This is a genomic window from Candidatus Poribacteria bacterium (genome assembly GCA_021295755.1).
In the GTDB taxonomy this organism is placed as follows: domain Bacteria; phylum Poribacteria; class WGA-4E; order WGA-4E; family PCPOR2b; genus PCPOR2b.
Genome location: JAGWBT010000087.1, coordinates 27,527 through 47,375 on the forward strand (window position 1 = coordinate 27,527; position 19,849 = coordinate 47,375).

Annotated in this window: 17 protein-coding genes; 11 read left to right on the top strand and 6 right to left on the bottom strand. The window is 49.3% G+C overall.

Going from position 1 to position 19,849, the window contains the following annotated elements; genetic code table 11:
- Position 1: 1 nt before the first annotated feature.
- From J4G02_13520 to J4G02_13570, 11 genes are all read left to right on the top strand, one after another.
- The gene (locus J4G02_13520) at positions 2–682 is read left to right on the top strand and encodes a 7-carboxy-7-deazaguanine synthase QueE (GenBank protein MCE2395595.1); all 681 of its coding nucleotides are present in this window, start codon (positions 2–4) and stop codon (positions 680–682) included.
- Positions 683–789: 107 nt separating this feature from the next.
- Positions 790–1,086, top strand: coding sequence for a hypothetical protein (locus tag J4G02_13525; GenBank protein ID MCE2395596.1), 297 nt, complete (start codon positions 790–792; stop codon positions 1,084–1,086).
- Between the two features lie 170 nt (positions 1,087–1,256).
- On the top strand, positions 1,257–2,372 hold the full coding sequence (locus J4G02_13530; protein MCE2395597.1) for an amidohydrolase/deacetylase family metallohydrolase: 1,116 nt from the start codon (positions 1,257–1,259) through the stop codon (positions 2,370–2,372).
- Positions 2,373–2,375: 3 nt separating this feature from the next.
- On the top strand, positions 2,376–2,789 hold the full coding sequence (locus J4G02_13535) for a hypothetical protein (protein ID MCE2395598.1): 414 nt from the start codon (positions 2,376–2,378) through the stop codon (positions 2,787–2,789).
- A 59-nt stretch (positions 2,790–2,848) separates the two neighbouring features.
- Complete coding sequence (locus J4G02_13540; protein MCE2395599.1) at positions 2,849–5,074, top strand: hypothetical protein; 2,226 nt, start codon at positions 2,849–2,851, stop codon at positions 5,072–5,074.
- Positions 5,075–5,088: 14 nt separating this feature from the next.
- Positions 5,089–6,177 (top strand): serine hydrolase, encoded by a 1,089-nt coding sequence (locus tag J4G02_13545; protein MCE2395600.1) that lies wholly within the window; start codon positions 5,089–5,091, stop codon positions 6,175–6,177.
- 67 nt (positions 6,178–6,244) lie between these two features.
- Complete coding sequence (locus J4G02_13550; protein MCE2395601.1) at positions 6,245–6,868, top strand: class I SAM-dependent methyltransferase; 624 nt, start codon at positions 6,245–6,247, stop codon at positions 6,866–6,868.
- Positions 6,869–6,922: 54 nt separating this feature from the next.
- Positions 6,923–7,399, top strand: a complete 477-nt coding sequence (locus J4G02_13555) for a hypothetical protein (protein MCE2395602.1) — start codon at positions 6,923–6,925, stop codon at positions 7,397–7,399.
- Between the two features lie 21 nt (positions 7,400–7,420).
- On the top strand, positions 7,421–8,212 hold the full coding sequence (locus J4G02_13560) for an SDR family oxidoreductase (GenBank protein ID MCE2395603.1): 792 nt from the start codon (positions 7,421–7,423) through the stop codon (positions 8,210–8,212).
- 198 nt (positions 8,213–8,410) lie between these two features.
- Positions 8,411–9,358: a zinc-binding dehydrogenase gene (locus J4G02_13565; protein ID MCE2395604.1), complete on the top strand. Its 948-nt coding sequence runs from the start codon at positions 8,411–8,413 to the stop codon at positions 9,356–9,358.
- Positions 9,359–9,543: 185 nt separating this feature from the next.
- A complete protein-coding gene (locus J4G02_13570; GenBank protein ID MCE2395605.1) occupies positions 9,544–10,449 on the top strand; it encodes an aminotransferase class IV in 906 nt (301 codons plus the stop codon).
- A gap of 247 nt (positions 10,450–10,696) precedes the next feature.
- Here the strand turns inward: J4G02_13570 and J4G02_13575 are convergent, their stop codons facing one another.
- From J4G02_13575 to J4G02_13600, 6 genes are all read right to left on the bottom strand, one after another.
- Positions 10,697–12,679 carry a hypothetical protein gene (locus tag J4G02_13575; GenBank protein MCE2395606.1) on the bottom strand — a complete coding sequence of 661 codons (1,983 nt, stop codon included), beginning with the start codon at positions 12,677–12,679 and terminating at the stop codon, positions 10,697–10,699.
- Positions 12,680–12,736: 57 nt separating this feature from the next.
- Positions 12,737–14,608: a hypothetical protein gene (locus J4G02_13580; protein ID MCE2395607.1), complete on the bottom strand. Its 1,872-nt coding sequence runs from the start codon at positions 14,606–14,608 to the stop codon at positions 12,737–12,739.
- Positions 14,609–14,811: 203 nt separating this feature from the next.
- The gene (locus tag J4G02_13585; GenBank protein ID MCE2395608.1) at positions 14,812–16,728 is read right to left on the bottom strand and encodes a hypothetical protein; all 1,917 of its coding nucleotides are present in this window, start codon (positions 16,726–16,728) and stop codon (positions 14,812–14,814) included.
- Between the two features lie 81 nt (positions 16,729–16,809).
- Positions 16,810–17,649, bottom strand: coding sequence for a phytanoyl-CoA dioxygenase family protein (locus J4G02_13590; protein MCE2395609.1), 840 nt, complete (start codon positions 17,647–17,649; stop codon positions 16,810–16,812).
- Positions 17,650–17,759: 110 nt separating this feature from the next.
- Positions 17,760–18,794: an ATP-binding cassette domain-containing protein gene (locus tag J4G02_13595; GenBank protein MCE2395610.1), complete on the bottom strand. Its 1,035-nt coding sequence runs from the start codon at positions 18,792–18,794 to the stop codon at positions 17,760–17,762.
- On the bottom strand, positions 18,791–19,804 hold the full coding sequence (locus J4G02_13600; GenBank protein MCE2395611.1) for an ABC transporter ATP-binding protein: 1,014 nt from the start codon (positions 19,802–19,804) through the stop codon (positions 18,791–18,793). Before J4G02_13600 ends, J4G02_13595 begins: the two co-directional genes overlap by 4 nt.
- Positions 19,805–19,849: the final 45 nt, after the last annotated feature.

Genomic DNA, 19,849 nt, shown 5'->3' on the forward strand with positions numbered 1-19,849 from the left:
TATGAAATACAGCGAATTTTTCCACACAATTCAGGGCGAGGGCAAACTGGTTGGCGTACCCTCCGTTTTCTTTCGGACTAGCTACTGCAATCTAAGGTGCGACTGGTGCGATTCAGCTTACACCTCTTGGAATCCAGAGAATAAGCACATCACCCTCATAGAAGCAGTCGAAGCGATCACGAAGTACGATTGCAAGCATGTTGTTATCACGGGCGGTGAACCGTTCATCCAAGTCAAGGAGTTGACCCAACTCTGCCAAGCGCTTGACGAACGTGGTCACCACATCACTATTGAGACGAATGCGACCGTTTTTGCACCTGTGGCGGCGCACCTCATCTCCATGAGCCCCAAACTGCGAAACTCCAATCCACCCAGCGACAATCGCTTTTTTCAAAGACATGAGCGCGGACGTATCCGCCCCGATGTCATCCGGCAATTCCTTGACTTGTACGAGTGCCAAGTTAAGTTTGTCGTTGATCAGCCTGCGGATATCGAAGAGATTCAAGCACTACAGGCAGAAATCCCCATCCCCACAGAAACAATTGTGCTGATGCCCCAAGGCATAACCCCCGAAGAATTGGCACCCAAACAGGAGTGGCTTGTGGACATTTGTAAGGAACACGGCTATCGCTATTCACCGCGGGTTCACGTTGATATTTGGGGAGATAAGCGGGGAGTGTAATACTGTGGATAATCCTTCCGAGGTCAAATATACCCGAGGATAGTGTGAAGGCTACAAACTTACCCGGTGGACCTCCGTAGGATCAGTCGTGGAGAATGGAAATGATCATGAGTAAGTTTGATCTGAATAATTCCAATATGCTGTATTTGCAACAATTGCCGGGGTATTTCATCACGAAAGCGATCAAAGCAAGCTTTATTGATGAACCGAGTTGGCAGATGAGAGATGCACTGGAGGTAATTAAGGCGATCGAACAGAGTCAATTTGCCATTACAAACGTATATGTTTATGCGCTCAAAGACGGTGTGCCAATAGTGCCATCGGAGGCAGTATATGATTTTGAAATAGCAGGATTTCCTCTTGATTATCTCTGGCATCAGATAGTAAAAAATCATCGGATATGACAGTGGATTTCGTAAAGGAATTTCAATTTATGGCATCCGGTTCGTTCCACAGTCAAGAAGCTGCGTTCTCTTTTTGGGCTTTTAACGAAAAAGTGTACCGCCGATTTCAGAAGTATGGTGATGAGGTAGAAGCAGAAAAAAATGATAAAAAATGATGAGGAATAATCTAAATGAAATATGACATATTGCTCAAAGGTGGAACCGTTATTGACCCCGCGCAGAAATTGCATGACCGGCGCGACGTTGCAATTATTGATGGAAAGATTGCAGCAATCGAGGAGGATATTTCTGCAAGGAAGGCGACGCAAACGGTTTTCGTTGACGGGAAGCATGTAACTCCCGGCTTAGTGGACATCCATGCCCATGTCTACGCAGGTGTCACGACATGGGGGGTTAAAGCGGATCCGGTCTGCACAACGACTGGCGTCACGACAATTGTTGATGCTGGCAGCCCAGGCTGGGCGACATTCCCCGGGTTTCGGGAGTATATTGCACAGCCGGCGCAAACACACATCTTAACCTATATCCATATCTCTGGCATCGGTCTCGTTTATGGACCCGTAGGTGAAATGCACGAACTTGAGTACGCTCATCCAGAGAAGGTCGCTGACACGCTCATGCAGAATCGGGAAATCACTGTCGGCGTTAAAGTGCGCCAAGGCAAATCCCAAGTCGGTGATAATGGTGTTGAACCGTTGAAGTTAGCAATTGAAGCCGCTGAAATTGCCGATACATCCGTCATGGTGCACATCGGGACGGGTGTTCCGCTCCCCGATGTTCTCAAACTGATGCGTCCCGGCGATGTCGTCACCCACTGCTTCCAAGGAAACGGTGACTGTATCGTTGATGATAAAGGACGGGTTATCCCGGATGCGTGGGCAGCGCGTACAGATGGGGTTATCTTCGATGTCGGGCATGGCGGCGGGAGTTTTAATTACGAAGTTGCTCAACGTGCGATGGAGCAGGGATTCATCTCCGATGTCATTAGTACAGACCTGCACTCCGGCAACATCAACGGTCCTGTCTATGATCTCCCAACAACGTTATCAAAATTCTTGAATCTTGGGCTTTCGCTTGAGGAGGTCATTGAAAAATCAACGATTGCTGCGGCAAGAGCAATTGGGCGTGAGACTGAACTCGGTCATCTCAAAATTGGGACGGTCGCCGACATTGCTGTTTTTGATGTCATCGAAGGCGAATTCGAACTTTTCGATACACACGGCACGATGGTTATTGCTAACCGGAAGTTGCAAGCAGATTTAACAATCCGCGAGGGGAAACTGTGATATATGGCGCAGAGGAAGGGCTGTTATCGGCGTATGGCGACCACCGGGCTCGTGGTGGTGATAATTATTGCCGCAGTCGGAGCCTTGCTTTATCAAAGGGTGGATGGACCTGAGGGGGCGCGATATTGGATGGCGGAGCGTGCCTTGAACGCTATCGAAGCGCACCTGTTGATGAAAGCTCCGGATGGCAGCTGGCTGCGGAAACCGGATGGTGTATCCGTTGAAGAAATCGGCTCTCAGTTTGAGCGTGTCAGAGAAGCGACCGCAGATCGTCGAACGGATCTGATACGACTAAATCAGATCCTCAAAGAATATCAATCCAAATTTCAGAACACCCAACCGGCGACCAGCGAAGTCATCGAGTTTCTGAATGCTATTGAGGGAACAATTGTATCCAAAGCAAGCGTGGGAGGCTAACTGGATAACCCAAGAAGGGTTTAGAACCATGTTGGGTTGAGTATTGAGGGGGATATACTGTGAACGCAGAGGACAGAGGACCAAAAGTGAATCGGGTTGGGTCTACCGCGCAAAGGCTTGCAGAAAAGCCTTACGAAAAGCGTGTATGCCGCATAGAGTGCTATCCAAGTTGTGTGCAACCGGGGGAGTCATATGTCGGACTGTCCGTCGAGGAGTGGGTGGACTTCATCGATGAAATTGGTGTCGAAGTGCAGGTAGTCGATGGAGAGATCAACAGGGGTACGCCCCGCTTTCGCTCAAAGATGATTCCGCCACCTCCCAATGTTGACAACGATCGCCTGCCTAGATTCTTGGAACTGGCGCACCAACGGGGCATCCTTATCCTCAGCTACTATCCTGTCATATACACCAAACCACTCAAGCCGCTTCATCCGGAGTGGTTGATGCAGTTTCTGGATGATGGAAGACATCGTTCCGAGCATTCCGATAAATCGGAACCTGAAATCGAAAATCTGGGCTGGTTTTGCTTCAACTCACCGTATCGGGACTGGTTACCGGAATATCTCATTGAATGGTTAGACAATCTTGACCTCGATGGCTTCTATTTCGACGACACCAACTACGGGTCCCACGAAGAGCGTCCTTTTTACCCCTCCTGCTGTTGTGAATACTGTGAAAAACTGTTTCGGGAAGAGACGGGGTTGGAAATTCCCCGAAAGGTTGACTTTGATTCTCTGGACTTCCGACACTTTGTCAACTGGCGCTATGAGAAGATGAAGGATTTTATGCACCATCTCTTCCGGCAGATCAGGGCAGAGCATCCGGATGTCATCCTTGACATGAATTCATACATTCGACCAACTGCCGACTGGTCAGACGGTCACCCGCTCAACTCATTCCACTTGGAAGATGTTGGTGGCTATTTCTTCGTGGAGACATTTCGCTCCCTACGCGAACCCAACTTTACAGCAAAAGTGCTACGGTCAACTGGCACCCCCTTCGGTCTCTTCCGGAACGTCACTCAATCACTCCAAGGATTTGGCGGTGCACCTTATCCTGACACGTTTTCCCCCGCAATCGCTGGCCTTGCCGCCATCGCTAACGGCGGTGCCCCGTGCGGCAATCCTTTCGATGGACCGACAATTCTCCATAAGGATACGGTTAAGTCTGTCTTCAGCGAATTTAAGAAACGGGTCGATTACATCAAAGGCGATACGGTCAAATACGTCGCGCTCCACTACTCACAGCAGAACCGGGATTTTCGTCCATCGGAGATCCCCAAGAACACAGGACAAACCTACTTCCACGAGATTGGGCAGAAGGACGCTTACGGTGCCTACGAGATATTGAATCGGTCACATCTGTTGTTTGACTTCGTTTTGGACGAACGACTGAACTACGAGACGCTGTCCCAATATCGCTTGCTTTTTCTCTCAAACAGCGCGTGTTTGTCCGACGAACAGTGCGAGGCTATCAGAAGATTTGTCCATGAAGGTGGCACGCTCATCGCCACCCATGAGACTTCGCTGCTCGACGAGCTTGGACGTGAGCGTGGAAAATTTGCCCTCTCCGATGTATTAGGCGTGGAGTACAGAGGAACACGTGGAGGCACAAATGACCACGGTATCATATACGTCCCTCAAGATGCAGAGCTGTCGCGCCAATTCGGTCATGTCATCTGTTTTTACGGTCAGGAATCTGCGGTGTCCGTTCTGCCGGATGCGGACATCCATGTACTTTGCACACGAAGCTGTCTAGAAGGGGAACGCTTGCTGAAGGATTTTGACCCAAGGATGGACTATGATTCGCCCGAACCGGCTATCACAATGAACCGTTATGGGAAAGGCAAAGCGATTTATATCTGCGGTGATGTGGGTGGCGCATATATGAACAATCCGTACCCGCCACTGAAACGGCTCATCATCGACTTAGTGAAGCAAACACCTCCACCTATCGAGTTTGAGATGCCGGAAGCTATTGAGGTAACCGCTGCCCACCGAGATGCGAATGAGTTGATGATTCATCTGCTCAACAATCCCATCCCACTCCTGCCGTGGCGTATTACCAATCGTGAGAAACACGATGCAGAGATGACCACTTTTTTGTCGCTCCGTGAGGTGAACCCTATCCACAATATTCGGGTTCGGTTTAATGACTTCGCGGTGAAATCGGCACGATTGCCGCTACAGGAGACAAATCTAGAGGTGTCAGGAAGCGCCGCTGCAACGGTTGTGGTGCCAGCGGTAAGTCTCCACGAGGTGCTTCTTGTGGAGTATAGAAATTAAATAGGAGGTCTTAAATGCAATTTTCACAAAATATATACTATCCGGAACGAGGGGACGATTGGGAGCGCAGAAAACCTGAGGATGTGGGTGTTGATCCTGACTCTCTCAACGAGGCAATTCACTATGCCCAGACGGTCGAAACCGCATGGTCTCGTAAACTACGGTTGCATTATACCGAGATGGAAAGGGAAGAATCCCACCCCGAGGTCATTGGATCGATAAAAGACCGGGCCGCGCTTAACGGACTTATCTTGCGGCACGGCTACATTATCGCCGAATGGGGCGAGACGCAGCGCGCCGACATGACGTTTAGTATTACCAAGAGTTATCTGTCTACGACAGCAGGACTAGCGTTAGACCGCGACCTGATTCGAGACGTACATCAACCTGTCCGAGACTATGTAAACGACGGTGGATTCGATTCACCACACAACGCCCAAATTACTTGGCATCACTTGCTTCAACAAACGAGTGAGTGGAAGGGGACGCTTTGGGACAAACCCGACTATGCTGACAGTCAGGGAGAGCGGGGTCCTGATAATGCGCTTCCAGCCCCCGGCAGCGTCTTTGCTTACAATGATGTCCGTGTTAACCGGCTCGCGCTTTCTCTGCTGCGTGTTTGGCGCAAGCCGCTGCCGCAGGTGCTAAAAGACAACGTGATGGACCCTATCGGTGCTTCCAATAGTTGGCGATGGCATGGCTACCGAAATTCGTGGCTGACAATTGATGGACGGAAGATGCAGTCGGTCAGTGGTGGTGGTCACTGGGGTGGTGGAGTCTGGATTAGCACCAGAGATCATGCGCGGTTCGGCTATCTATTTCTGCGACGTGGGCGCTGGGGTGAACGGCAGATACTTTCTGAGCGGTGGATAGATCTAGCGACCACACCGTGTCCGGTTGAACCGGATTATGGCTATATGTGGTGGCTCAATACGGATAGGCAGCTATTCCCAAGCGCACCAGAAACGAGTTTCTGTGCTCTGGGTGCTGGACGGAACATGATTTGGATTGAACCGGAAAATGATTTGGTGGTTGTAGTGCGGTGGATAGAGTCAGATTGTATTGACCAATTGATGAAACACGTGCTAGCAGCGATTCGCTAAGTAATCAAGGCCGGGTAAGGTAATCCGTTAACCTAGCCAGTCCTGATTGATTGAGAGGAGAAATGCGATGCCACACGAATGGGATTCACCCGAATACGTTCGCCAGTGGATAGAAGATGGCGACAAAACAGACCCGGAACGGGCAGAACAGATTACCGCGCTCGTGGGTTTGATTCGATGCAGCGCTGAAGAACCTATTGAGGTGTTAGATCTCGGTGCGGGATACGGAATTGTAACACGCGAGATTCTGACTGCTTATCCAAACGCACAGGTGGTGTGCGTCGATGGGTCAGGGGAAATGCTAAAGCATGGGAAAGCACGACTAGCAGAGTGGCAAGATCAACTCTCGTTCATTGTCACGAACTTCGATTCTCCGAATTGGTTGGCAACCTTGCCTACGGATCGACAGTTCGATGCGGCGGTCTCCTCACGAGCTATCCACCATGTGGTTGATGAGCGCAAACAGATGTTGTACGAAGAAATCTTTCGACTGCTGAAACCGGGCGGTTGCTTTGCCAACCACGACTTGGTACGAAAACTCGATGACCCTATACGCGACAGCCACGATCCCTTTGGAACGGTTGAAGATCAGGTTGTTTGGCTTAAAAACATTGGGTTTGTTGATGTGGAATGTTTTTGGCAGACGGAGGGGCGTGCCTTGTTTGGGGGATATAAGTCAGATCTCCCGTAATGGAGCGAGATACGCTCAAGAGAGATCACATAAGCCTCTAATCGGAGGAATATTTTGGCGCAAAAAGTTGAGTTAAGCCGTTTTAAGAATTATATGCTGATGGTTCACCGCAGCGTTGGTTCGGAATTATTCCGAAATCTATATGCTTCTGTTGACGGGAAAGAGACAGATATCCTGCGAGATGGAATACTTTCTTGTGCCTATTTCGTTTCATCGGTGCTTTTCCACTGTAAACTGATAGATGACCTACACACGACCGTTAGAGGACTAGAGGCGAATCTCCAGCGGTCAGGTTGGAACAAGATAGAAGAACCGGAAGTTGGCAGTGTCCTCGTCTGGGAACCGACAGAATTTCCTGACGGCGGTATTCGTAGACACGCTGGGTTTTACATCGGCGATGCGGAAGCGATCAGTAATCGGACGGATCAGCGCGTACCCAAGGTTCACAGCATGAATTTTGAAACAGAGGGAAAGTATCGTGCGATTGAAGCCATTTATTGGCACGAGAATTTCGATGAAATAGATAGCTAACCGCACAACGGAGCGAAGCGATTGGAAAACTACAAGAACAAGGTAGTCATCATCACTGGCGCATGTGGAGGCATCGGAGAGGTAATCGCTGAAAAGTTTGCGGCTGCCGGGGCGACGTTAGCTCTTTGCGACATCCGTCAAGATGAACTCTCACAGACCGCTGAAAAATGCCGAGAATCAGGTGCAACCGTTCACAGCGAAACTATTGATGTCGCAGATGAAGCCTCGGTACGCAGTTTTTGTGAGACGGTCGCCCAAAATTTCGGGACGATTGACTGCCTGATCAATACTGTCGGCATTGTCGATTGTCCGGGAGATGTCGAAGAACTTTCGCTGTCAAGGTGGGATCAGACGCTCGCCATCAATCTCACGTCCGCTTTTCTAATGGCAAAGTATTCGGTGCCACACATCAAAGGACAGGGTGGTGCTATCCTCAACATTGCTTCGGTATCGGGCTTGGCAAACCAAGAGGATGCGATGGTCTATTCAGTGACCAAAGCCGGGCTGCTGTCGCTCACGCGGAGTGAAGCCATAGATTTGGCAAAATACGGCATCCGCGCCAACGCTATCTCGCCCGGATCGGTGGAGACGCCACTATTGGAGGCAGCGGTTGACCAAGCAGCGCAACTGTTTAACCGTACCAAAGACGAACAATGGGAGGTCTGGCGCTCACAATATCCAACCCAACGTTTTACATCACCGCAAGAAATTGCAGAATTGGCGCTGTTTTTATGTAGCGAGAGAGCAACCAACATCACCGGTGCCAATTTTGTGATCGATGGTGGATTGACATCGCTGCTTCCGGAACGATAGAAATTGTCGCCGGATAAGCAGGAGGTAACGCGCAAAATTTCCAGAGGAACAACTCTTACGGTTGAATGCCGAACTATCCTCAAAGGGCAAGTGCATCCAACCTTGCGAAAGTTTCAAACCTTCACCAAATTCTTAGCAGTTGAAGCCCCATCCTTTAGGGCAGGGTAACTGACACGGTTTAATCAAAAGGTTGAAGCAATGCAGAATATTGGCATAGAGTTTCCGGTACAGGGTGAAATGGCATTTTTTGATCTGGGACCGCCACCAGCCCCAGACCCAACAGAGATACGGATCCGCACGCTCTATTCAGGTGTGACCAATGGTACCGAGCGGCATGCGTTGATGAATGACTTTGGTAGAACAAATTATCCCACTCGTGCCGGCTATCAGCACATCGGCGTTGTCGACGGTGTAGGGAATCGGGTCAAAGCGTTTTCGGTGGGTGATGTCGTCTTTCTCGGCGTCCACGGGGGCCACCGTGGATGGCATCTGGTAAACGTCGAAACTACCAACGAAAGAGCTCGACTCTGCATCAAACTTCCCGACGATGTCGAGCGTGAATTCTGCGCCCTCTTTGGTGTAGCCGGCGTAGGAATGCAGCACTCCAAACGCCTCCGTGTTGGCCCCGCCCATAATGTGTGGGTGGCAGGCTTGGGGCTTATTGGCCAATCTGTGGCACAGGCCTCGCGCGCCCTCGGCGCTTTCAATCCTCGGCGGCTTGAGATTGCCAGAACGCTCGGCGCACACCGGGTGATAAACGTCTCAGAGCCATCTGAAGACGAGGCGCTGAAGCACGGAGCTCCCTATGACCGCATCGTTGATGCCTGTGGGGCACCGACGTTATTTGAAGATATTTATAGGAATGACCTGCTTGCCCTATATGGAGCCATCGGTGCGCTGGCTGGTCGGGGCGAGACGAAGTTCCACCAAAGCATGCTTCATTCCAAAAGAGCTTCAATTGAATCCTCATCTCACTTCACACTCGAAGACCTACAGATCCTTCTACATTTTGTCAGGTTGGGTACCATCCGAATTGCACCGCTGGTGACGCATCGGGTTTCGATAACAGAAGCACCGCGCATCTATGAGACGATGAAGAACAGGCCAGAGGCTCTGCTGGGTGTGATATTTGACTGGAAGTCCTGATAGAGTGTGGGAAGTGCTTACATTTTAAGCCGAAAACCACAGTCAATCGATAGCGTAACCTTCCGAGAAAATATTTCCACTATCAAGACGTTTAACACATATTTGTTAAAATTTAGAAGTTTCCACAGCAGAGCAGCGGACTTTTCGGAGAGTCCCTAGCAACTTGAAAGGAGTAGGTAAACGATATGGATCAAGAACGTATGGTATACATCAATGGAGAGATAGTTCCAGAGAGCGAAGGGAAGGTATCCTTCCGAGATCAGGGATTTGTGACCGGGGATGCGGTCTTCGATGCGACTCGCACCTTCGGTGGGGTGATATTCAAACTACAGGAACATCTGGATCGGTTGTACGATTCGCTAAAATATATGCGTCTAGATCCGGGAATTCCCCAGCAACAGATGGCAGATTTGACTACACAGGTGCTAGCGGCAAATCAGCCCCTGTTAGGACCAGGCGATGACTACTGGGTGATACAGCGGATCAGCAGAGGTGTTCTAGCGGGAGAGGGCAAATATAAGCCGACGGTAATCATCGAGTGCAACCCTTTACCGTTCGCTGCGCGGGCACGGTATTACCGAGACGGTTTGAGCGTTGTCATCCCTTCGATAAGACGGACACCACCTGAGTGTATGAGTCCTAGGGTCAAGGTGCACAATTACATCAACCTCTTACTTGGAGATCAGGAGGTAAAAGCGCAGAACCCAGACGCCTTCTCTATCTTGCTGGACATCAACGGTAATATATCCGAAGGTTTCGGAAGCAATTTCTTCATTGTCAAAAACGGGGTGGTCATTACACCAAAGGAACAGTATGTCTTAGCAGGTATAAGCCGCGAGACTGTCATTGAACTCGCCCAAGGTCTGAACATTGAGGTGCAAGAGGCAGATATCGATCTCTATGATGTCTACACAGCCGATGAGGCTTTTGTGACTTCTACTAGTTTTTGTCTCTGCTCCGTGTCCTCTGTCAACGGTTCAACCATTGGCGATGGCGGTGTACCGGGACCCGTTACGGATCGAATACAGACAGCGTATAGTGATCTTGTGGGAATAGACATCGTCAAACAGTATCTGAAGCGACTCGATTGACCAAGACTTTGCCTCAAAGCGATACACACTCACATATTAACGCAAGTTGTCATTTATAGGAAACGTTGCAAGCTAGGAGAATGAGAGCTAAACCGAACCAATCACCGCCCCGATAAGATCCTCGATGAATCGGGACAAGCGGGATTCAAAGCAACTTGCAGTGGATTGCCAAATCCACTGTCTGTGGGCATGGCTTGGATATGTCTATTCAAGCCAAGCAGAGATGATAGATAGTAACTTGATTATATCAAGGGAAAAATAGGTATAAAGAGATAGTCGTTGGAATGTCCAAAATACTCCAGAGGCTACCCAAGATATAGTCTCCTAACGCGAGTCCGAGAAAGAATGGGATTGCGCGTCGATATGCATTGAATCCGCTATAACGCAGGATGATAGCCTTGCACGCCCAAGCGACAAAGAGACAGCACCAAAGGTTCGCCATCCCCCAACTCTGTGCTGTGGCATAGCCGAGCGGATGGAGCGGCCACCATAGGAAACGCGCTCGCAAAAACATCAGCAAGACAGTAAGTACAAGCCCGCCGCCCATGAAGGCAAGCGCTGGACGATCTGGCTCTTTGGGAGAGTTCAGCCAATTTTCAAGCTGCACATAGACATCACGCCCAAATCCCAATACGGCGGGATCAAAGTATCCAGATTCCGCGCCATGTCGATAGTAGATATCCAACAAGAGCCAAAAGGTTACCCCTGATCCGATCACTGTCGCAAGCAGAATCGCAACGGCTGTATGACGCGGGTTAATCTGTCGCCTTTCCGAGATTTTCAAGGCTTCCAGCTGCTCCGGCATTGGATTTGCCCAGTTGGCGCGATTGAAAAACATGTACAGCGAAAAGACGGTCAGCGTACTAGTGTTAAGTCGCCATGTGCCAACACCGACAACAATCATGTTATGTGGACTGATGTATTTCAAACCGTGTACTAGGAACCCCAACTCTGCCCTTAGTCGCGTAACCATTACTGATAGCAAGAAATAGATCGCGAAGAAAATTGGGATCACCCACAGCGACATGCCTGCTTTGTAGGAAAATGCCATCAGAAAAATCAGCCCGATCAGGATACCCGCGCAAGCAAGGCGATATGGCATCGGTTCACCGGAATCATCGAGTTGCGACGGGGAGGCGCGGGAACTGAAGAGATGACGCACCAGTCCTTTGATATGCGATCTGCCAGTCCAGAGGACGAATCCTAGCAGCCCCATATATACACCGAAAGCCTGTTCAGCAGGGTAAGGGAAGCGCGGCAGACCTCGCCAACCCATGATGCTACCAACCATCAGCTCGATCTTGTAGATCCAGAAAAATGCCCAGCATGAAAATAGGAGATCCAGTGGTATAAGAAAGCCGATCCCGATAGCAAAAGGATAGAACGCGACTTGCACACCGCCCATCCCGTTCCAAGGGCGGGTGGTAAAATAGTGACTGATGCCCTGGCGTTTGACAGGGATATATGGGACAATAGGGTTGATAGAATGGAGCAGGTTCACAATACTAATCAACGCAGCGATGCCGAAACCGAGCCACATCAATCTGTTTCTGAAGAACCCTAACCTCGGATTGGTCATTTCTAACGGGAGTTGGGTCAACGGATAGGTCAACCGCTCGCGCTCAATCCACTGAATTCGCAACAGCGCATTGATACATAGCATCACAACCATCCATGCGAAGATAAACGCCATCCACGCCACCGCCGGACCAAGCCACGCCTTCAAATACCTCTCAATGTAAAGACTTGACCCACCTTCATAAAGCGCCGTCACCGCTTTTTCATCGTGAACGGTAAGCCACTCTGGAAGTTGTCGCCAAAACAGCTGACGCCATTCATTTTCAGGACTGGCAAACCGGAACGCATGCGCCATAATCGGTACAAAGATCTCCATACAGTCGTACGAACAAAGGGTAGAGACAATACACAACATGAAGTAAATCGTGAGGAGTTCCTGTTGGGAAAGACCGAGTTTAGGTGAGATTTTACCGAATATCCACCCAATCAGAACGAGCCAGAAGAGCGTAAAAATGACATGCGAGAGCGGATGAACAAGCGTTGGGAAGGTATGGCGAACCACTTCAAGCTGAATGATCCAAGCAACGGTGACTGGAATCAGCAGGAAAGCGATAACGAATGATTTAAGTGTTAAACCACTCTGGAAGGGCACAGGGGTATTCTCTGTTAGGGTAAAACGGGTATTTTGAGAGTCTGTCGATATATTTTTCATCTCACCAACTATATGTGTTGATATCTACGACAAGCAGGTCGATGTTATCTCTGCCCACTAGGGAAAAAATTGATACAGAGTGCTGTTGGTTGCAATACTTATAATACTCCAAAGGCTGCCGAATATATAGTCTCCTAGGGCAAGTCCCAAAAAGAAGGGGATTGCCTGTCGGTATGCCTTAAGTCCGCCGTGACGTAGGATGATTGCTTTCGCTACCCATGCAACAAAGAGACAAGCCCACAGATTGAACATTCCCCAGCTATTTGCCATGGCATAGCCGAGTGGATGGAGGGGCCACCACAGAAAGCGCGTTCTTAGGAACATGAGTAGTGCTGCGAAACCGAGTCCGCCTCCCATGAAAGCGATAGCTGGAACATCTGTCTCCTGGGGATAGTTCAGCCATATTTCGAGTTGATTATAGATGGCTCGTCCGTACCCTAATGCCCATGGTCCATAGTACCCGGTGTCTGCGCCGTGTCGGTAGTAGCTATCTAACAACACCCAAAAAACGCTCACTGACCCAATTAAAGTGGCGAGTAGAATCGCTGCAGCTATATGACGCGGATTGATATTTCGCCTTTCAGCGATTTTCAGACCCTCTAGTTGTGGTGGCATCGGATGAGCCCGATAGGCGCGATTGAAAAACTGATATAACGAAAAGACGGTCAATGTGCTCGATCCGAGGCGGCGTGTTCCAAATACGGTGACGAGCGTATTGTGCGGGTCAATATAATGTAAATCGTGTACTAAAAAACCCAATTCCGCACGGAGCCTCGCAATCATTATCGCTACTAGAAAGTAAATCGCGAAAAAGATCGGAGTAACCCACAAGGACATCCCCGCTCTGTAGGAAAATACCATCAAAAATATCAATCCAATTACTATGCCGGCGACTGCCAAGCGATACGGCATCGGTTCACGGGAATCATCAAGTGAAGATGAGCCTAGCAGATGGCGCACCAACCCTTTGAAATGGACTCTGCCGATCCACAAGACAAATACGAGCAGTGCAACGTAAACCCCCAATGCCTGTTCGTTAAAATAGGGAAAACGCGGCAGATTGCGCCATCCCATTATGTTACCGACCATTAGTTCGATCTTATAGACTCCGTAAAACATCCAGCATGAAAAGAGGAGATCCAGGGGTATGAGGAACCCAATGCCAATGACAAAGGGATAAAACGAAACCCGGAAGGAGCCCATCGCATTCCAAGGGCGGACGGTGAAAAATTGGTGTAAATTCTGACGCTTGACGGGAATATAGGGAACCGCGGGGTAAATCGAATTGAGCAGGTTCATTATACTAATCAACGCAGCGATGCTGAAGCCAAGCCACATCAGCTTATTTTTGAAGAACCTGTTACTAGTGTCTGTCATTTCCAGTGGAAGTTGAATAATTGGGTAGGTCAACCGTTCCCGTTCCGTCCACTGAATCCGTAACAACGTATTAATGCACAGCATCACAAACATCAGGACAAAGATTAATGGGACGTATGCCAGAGCGGGACGGAGCCAGGCATACAGGTGCCGTTTGATATAGAAACTGGATCCTCCTTCGTAATAGGGGGTTAGTGCCTTTTCATCTTGGACGGTGAGCCAAGCGGGAAGTTCCTTCCAGAACAGTTCGCGCCATTGGTTTTCAGGTGTTGCAAAACGGAAGGGATGCCCCAAAAGGGGGATCAAAATCTGCATCGAGTCACCCGAGCAGAGAGATGATACGATCCCTAACATAACATAGATCGTCAGAAGTTCCGACGAACTAATTCCAAGCTTGGGAGAAATTTTCTTGAGGAGGGCTCCAATCAGAAGTAGCCAAAACAGAATAAAAATAACATTTGATAGCGGATGGACGAGCGTGGGAAATGTATAACGGACGACTTCGAGTTGAATAAGGAAGTAAATATTGATCGGAATGAGGCACAGTGTGATAAAAAGGTCGTTTCGGGCACTGTATTAAGCCTCCAATGGAGGTGATAAGAACAACGTTAAACTCAATATGGACTTTATGAAAGTGACATACAGCTCTGTTCTCATTATAAATTGTAGTAAGTAAAAGTCAAGCGGCACCGTCAGTTGGACATCCTATTGGAAATGATAGCGGACGAGAACAAAGTCAATAGAGATTTTAGCCCTCACCAAATAAATCGATACATCGGTCTCTGTACAATCACACCAATCAGCGCCCACACACCTCCGAGTAGAAACTCGCCGAATAACATTCCTAGAAAGAACGGTGCTAGGCGACGAAACGTCCTTATGCCTCCAAAGCGGAGGATGCACAACTTAATCACCCAAGCGACGAGCACCGAGGACCAAAAAAAGTTGACCGCCCATGTCCCTGTGATGCCGTACCCAACGGGATAGAGGGGCCACCAAACGAAACGATGACGTAAGGCGGTGAGAGCGAAAGTGAAGAGTGTGCCGAAGAGCATTGCCAAGATTCCTAGGATATCCACAGGCATTGGATTGGTGAGCCAGCCCTGAGTCCGTCGAAAGACACCGCCGCCCCAAAACGCCACTGCACCGGATTCGTAGCCGAGCTGCAATCCACCCAAGAACAGGGGCAGCGGGCTGATGACGACAGCGATTAGTATCGCAAATCCGACGCGACGCGTTGAGATACCCGCCCGCTCGGCGAGCTTCAGTCCTTCCAGTTGCGGCGGCATAGCATTACCCCGATAAGCACGATTAAAAGGAAATACGAGCGCAAACAGGCTGAGATTTCTAGGACCGACTCGCCGCATGCCAAACATCTGTGGAATTAACACATCAGGTCCCATCCTGCGGAGATCATGGAGGGGAGGTCCGAGCTCGGCGCGAATGCGGGCTGTAACGGTCACGGTTATAAAATGGATGATGAAAACTAGGACAGCAACCCAAAGCGACATCCCCGCTACGACCCAAAACCCGATTAACAGTAGGAAACCGATAATTATTCCGAGGACTGCCGTACGATAAGAAATCGGTTCGTTAGACTCAGACGCTTTATCGCCGCGCCATGCGCCTATCAGCACATTTCGTATATGATGGCGCGCACTCCAAAACACCAGAATCAGCACGCCGACACAGACGCCAAACGATTGCTCAAAGATATAGGGAAAATTGGGGATCTGCTGAAACCCGAGAATACTCCCCATGATCAATTCAAATTTCCAGAAGATATAGAAAAACCAGAACGTAAAGGAGAGATCGAGCGGCATAAAATATGCCATCCCAACGGCAAAGGGGAAGAGCGTGACGGGTGTCCAACCGATAGCGTTCCACGGTTTCGTAGTAAAATAGGGGCGCAAATCGAAGAAATCGCCACCGAGTCCTGGGATGGACGGATACAAGAAATGCAGCGCGTTGACGATATCCATACCGCCCGCGAGGATCGCTCCAGCCCACATCAACCGATTCCGAAAGAAGCCCTTGGTTGTCATCTGCTGCGGGAGTTCGATAATTGGGTAGCTGAGTCGTTCTATCTCAATCCACTGTTTCCGCATAATGACGTTGATGCAAAATGCCGTGCAAACAAGGACGACGATAAACCCAGACCACGAAAGGACGGGCTTCCACCATAACCGAAGATGTTCGTCAAGGTAAAGGGTCGATTCACCGACAAAATAGGTCGTGAGGCTGTTTTTATCGGTCAATGCTAGCCAATCGGGGAAGTAACGGTGAAACAATGTCGCCCATTCGTTCTCCTCAGTTGCCAGCCAGCCGCCGCCGGCGATATGTGTGATAATTACGGCGAAGAAATCTGCACCGGCGATTGCAGTGGCGACGGAGAGCATGGTGTAGAACGTCAGCAGTTCGCCTTGCGTCAATGCCAAGCGAGGCGAATATAGGGAAATTCCATAATTCAATACAAGCAGAATCGCAAAGATAAAAATCACATTGAAGAAGAGCGACATAGTCGTCGGGAGGCCCTGTGCCCACCGCAGCATCGCGTAGACCCAATAGTTGTTAAAGGGGATGATAGCCACCGCCAGCCAGATTACACGCCAACGGATTTCTGGTTGAGGGCGGCGGGTTGAAGCAGGAAAACGATTGTCTGTCGGACTCAAAGTGATTCTTTCTTAGGTCAGTTATCTGTCATCTCGATGCAGGAATTGATATGAAATCTCGATTATCGCTGATGATAATATTCATGAAGTACTGATCCACTCCAGATCACGTAAACATTCAATCCAACGTTCGCGCACAGGATTTCCTTGAGCGCCTTCGATCCAGTGTGGGTGACAAAAGGGTGCATCAATCGGGTAGTTGAACATACGATAGTGGTTGCTGTGTATGGTGCGCGCTTCTTTGCGGCGAGCATCTGCCTGCTCTGGGGTTTTTGACGGAACCCAATATACAGTCGCACCGAAGCGTCGATTGGGAGCACCTCCAAAACTAGCGTGTAACAAAGGCATAGCAAATGCGATTACATCACCCGGCTCAGATTCCACGGCTACACTAGGAAGCATGCGGTCACCCGGCTGGATTTCTAGCGCTCTTACCTTTCGCATGTAATCCTCATCCTTTGGGGTGAGACGCAGAGGCTCGACTTCGGGAACATTGGTGTGGTGAGGCTCTATGTGGGACCCCGGCACGACGCGTAAAGATCCGTTCTCCGCTTGAAGCGCATCCAAATAATAGATGAATTTCAATCCGGTGTTCCCCGGCACATCCAGATCGCGGTGCCAGCCTGTATTAGCCTGCCACCAGAGCATATCGGTGTTTAAGCCGATTATGTTCTCGTCAAAGAGTTGGGTGGCAATACCGTAGAAGCGCTCGTCCTCAAGCAGGGAAGCGTTGAAAGGAGTGGAGGGACCAAGAAGTGGCACCCAACTGCCGTGGGGACCGCCTTCGCGACCTTGGTAAATTTCGTTCAAGGCAATTTCCGCCTCGCTGCCGATGGTCTCCATCTCTTGTAGACTAAACAACTGGCGAAACACAAGAAATCCGAATTCGTTAAAGAAGTTGATTTGTTCGTCGGTGAGCATAGTTAGGACTCCATATCAACGCACCTAAAATCGTTCCCTAGTGTGCCAACTTTTTCGTTGTTTTTGCGGCTTCCGCCTACCGCCACGGAAGGTGTCAAACTTGACTACCATCAGTCTCCATATTGTTCTACGCCTTTTAGTACCAATTCCTTGGCAAAATGACAGGCGGTGAAATGGTCAGGCTGTATCTCTTGCCAAACAGGTGGTTCAGTTTTGCAGATATCCTCGGCATATCTGCAGCGGGGATGGAACGGACAACCGTTGGGGATATCAGCCGGGTTTGCTGCTTCACCATCAAGAATAATCCGTCGATTTTTACTGTCTCCTTCGGGTGTTGGCACCGCTGAAAGCAGTGCTTCGGTGTAGGGGTGTTTGGGGCGAAAAAATAGATCTTCGGTCTTTGACATCTCGACCAATTTTCCGACATACATCACGCCAACCCGGTCGGAAATGTGCTCGACCACAGAAAGATCGTGCGAAATAAATAGATAGGTTAACTGTAAATCTTTTTGGAGGTCAAGGAGTAGATTGAGAATCTGGGCTTGAATTGAGACATCCAAGGCACTGACCGCTTCATCGCATACGACGAGCTTTGGATTTGTGGCTAATGCTCTTGCGATACCGATACGCTGCCGTTGACCACCGCTAAATGCGTGAGGGTAACGTTTCAGGTATTTGACCTCTAGACCAACGACTTCCATAAGTGCCTTGACACGTTCTTCCAGTTCGACCCCCTTGGCTATACCGTTTACCTCCAAAGGCTCGCCCACAATTTCTAGTACTGTCATACGGGGGTCAAGCGATGTGTAAGGGTCTTGGAAAATCATCTGCATGTGTTGACGAACTTCTCGAATCTCTTTTGGGTTCAGCGAAATCAAATCGACCATTTCTCCGTCGGCTCTGAACTTCACGATACCATCAGTCGGTTCAATCGCCCGTATAACACTACGCCCCAAGGTTGTCTTTCCGCAACCGCTTTCTCCTACTAGGCCAAGGGTTTCGCCTTGATCGATAGAGAAACTCACATCGTCGACCGCTTTGACCTGACCCACCTCGCGCCTTAAGAAACCTATCGTAATAGGGAAATATTTTTTGAGGTTTTGCACCTCCAAAAGCCGTTTTGCATTCCCTTTTTCTTGATTCATCCTTCAACGCCTTCGATTTCGTCACTGTGTAGAAAACAACAGACCGAATGTTTTTTATTTTTCTCTAGTAGAGCTGGAATATCTACATCACAAACCCCTGTTTTAGATTCAGGGCAGCGAGAAAAGAATCCACATCGCCGAGGCGGGTCAAGGGGAATTGGGACATTGCCTTCTATAGTTTCAAGCCTTGAACGAGCTTTGTGACCCAGTTTAGGCACACTTTTCAATAACCGTTGTGTATAAGGATGAAGTGGATTATCAAGGATTTCGCGGGTTGGTCCTTGTTCAACAATTCGCCCTAGATACATCACCGCAACTTCATCGGCAATCTCAGCAATGACACTGAGGTCGTGTGTAATATAGATCATGCTCATCCCTGATGGCCCCTGCAATTCTTGTAGCAGTTCAAGGATCTGCGCTTGTACCGTTACATCCAGAGCGGTTGTCGGTTCATCAGCGATTAGTAATTTCGGTTCACAACATAACGCCATAGCAATCATAACGCGCTGCCGCATTCCGCCAGAAAGCTGATGTGGTAGTTCTTCTATTCTTTGGGATGGGTTGTTGATACCTACACGATTGAGCATGTCCAGTGCGATGTCGCGTGCTTCTGTTCGGTTCTGGGTTTCGTGCAATAGAAGGGCTTCCATGATTTGGTCCCCAACGGTATGAATCGGACTGAGGCTTGTCATGGGTTCCTGAAAGATCATCGCAATTTGACGGCCTCTAATATCACGAATCGTTTTCCCAAATGGATCTAGCTGATTAATAAAAACCGGTTCCTCCCCGTCTGTATATAAGATAATTTCTCCATCAACAATCCTGCCGGGGTGCGGTACTATTTGTAGGATTGATTGGGCAGTAATGCTCTTGCCGCAGCCGCTTTCGCCTATAATTCCAAGCGTCTGTTTCTCAGAGACCTTAAAGCTGACCCCATCGACGGCTTTTAAGACGCCCTCATCGAGGAAGAAATGCGTTTTCAAATTATTCACTTCAAGCACTGGCAACATTATATACTCACTCAGTCAAATTTTTTGGCCACCTTAGCGATCATT

Excerpts from the sequence above, each read along its gene's own strand:
- J4G02_13520 (MCE2395595.1), top strand. The coding sequence starts at position 2 with ATGAAATACAGCGAATTTTTCCACACAATTCAGGGCGAGGGCAAACTG.
- J4G02_13525 (MCE2395596.1), top strand. The coding sequence starts at position 790 with ATGAGTAAGTTTGATCTGAATAATTCCAATATGCTGTATTTGCAACAA.
- J4G02_13530 (MCE2395597.1), top strand. The coding sequence starts at position 1,257 with ATGAAATATGACATATTGCTCAAAGGTGGAACCGTTATTGACCCCGCG.
- J4G02_13535 (MCE2395598.1), top strand. The coding sequence starts at position 2,376 with ATGGCGCAGAGGAAGGGCTGTTATCGGCGTATGGCGACCACCGGGCTC.
- J4G02_13545 (MCE2395600.1), top strand. The coding sequence starts at position 5,089 with ATGCAATTTTCACAAAATATATACTATCCGGAACGAGGGGACGATTGG.
- J4G02_13550 (MCE2395601.1), top strand. The coding sequence starts at position 6,245 with ATGCCACACGAATGGGATTCACCCGAATACGTTCGCCAGTGGATAGAA.
- J4G02_13565 (MCE2395604.1), top strand. The coding sequence starts at position 8,411 with ATGCAGAATATTGGCATAGAGTTTCCGGTACAGGGTGAAATGGCATTT.
- J4G02_13570 (MCE2395605.1), top strand. The coding sequence starts at position 9,544 with ATGGATCAAGAACGTATGGTATACATCAATGGAGAGATAGTTCCAGAG.
- J4G02_13575 (MCE2395606.1), bottom strand. The coding sequence starts at position 12,679 with ATGAAAAATATATCGACAGACTCTCAAAATACCCGTTTTACCCTAACA.
- J4G02_13590 (MCE2395609.1), bottom strand. The coding sequence starts at position 17,649 with ATGCTCACCGACGAACAAATCAACTTCTTTAACGAATTCGGATTTCTT.
- J4G02_13595 (MCE2395610.1), bottom strand. The coding sequence starts at position 18,794 with ATGAATCAAGAAAAAGGGAATGCAAAACGGCTTTTGGAGGTGCAAAAC.
- J4G02_13600 (MCE2395611.1), bottom strand. The coding sequence starts at position 19,804 with ATGTTGCCAGTGCTTGAAGTGAATAATTTGAAAACGCATTTCTTCCTC.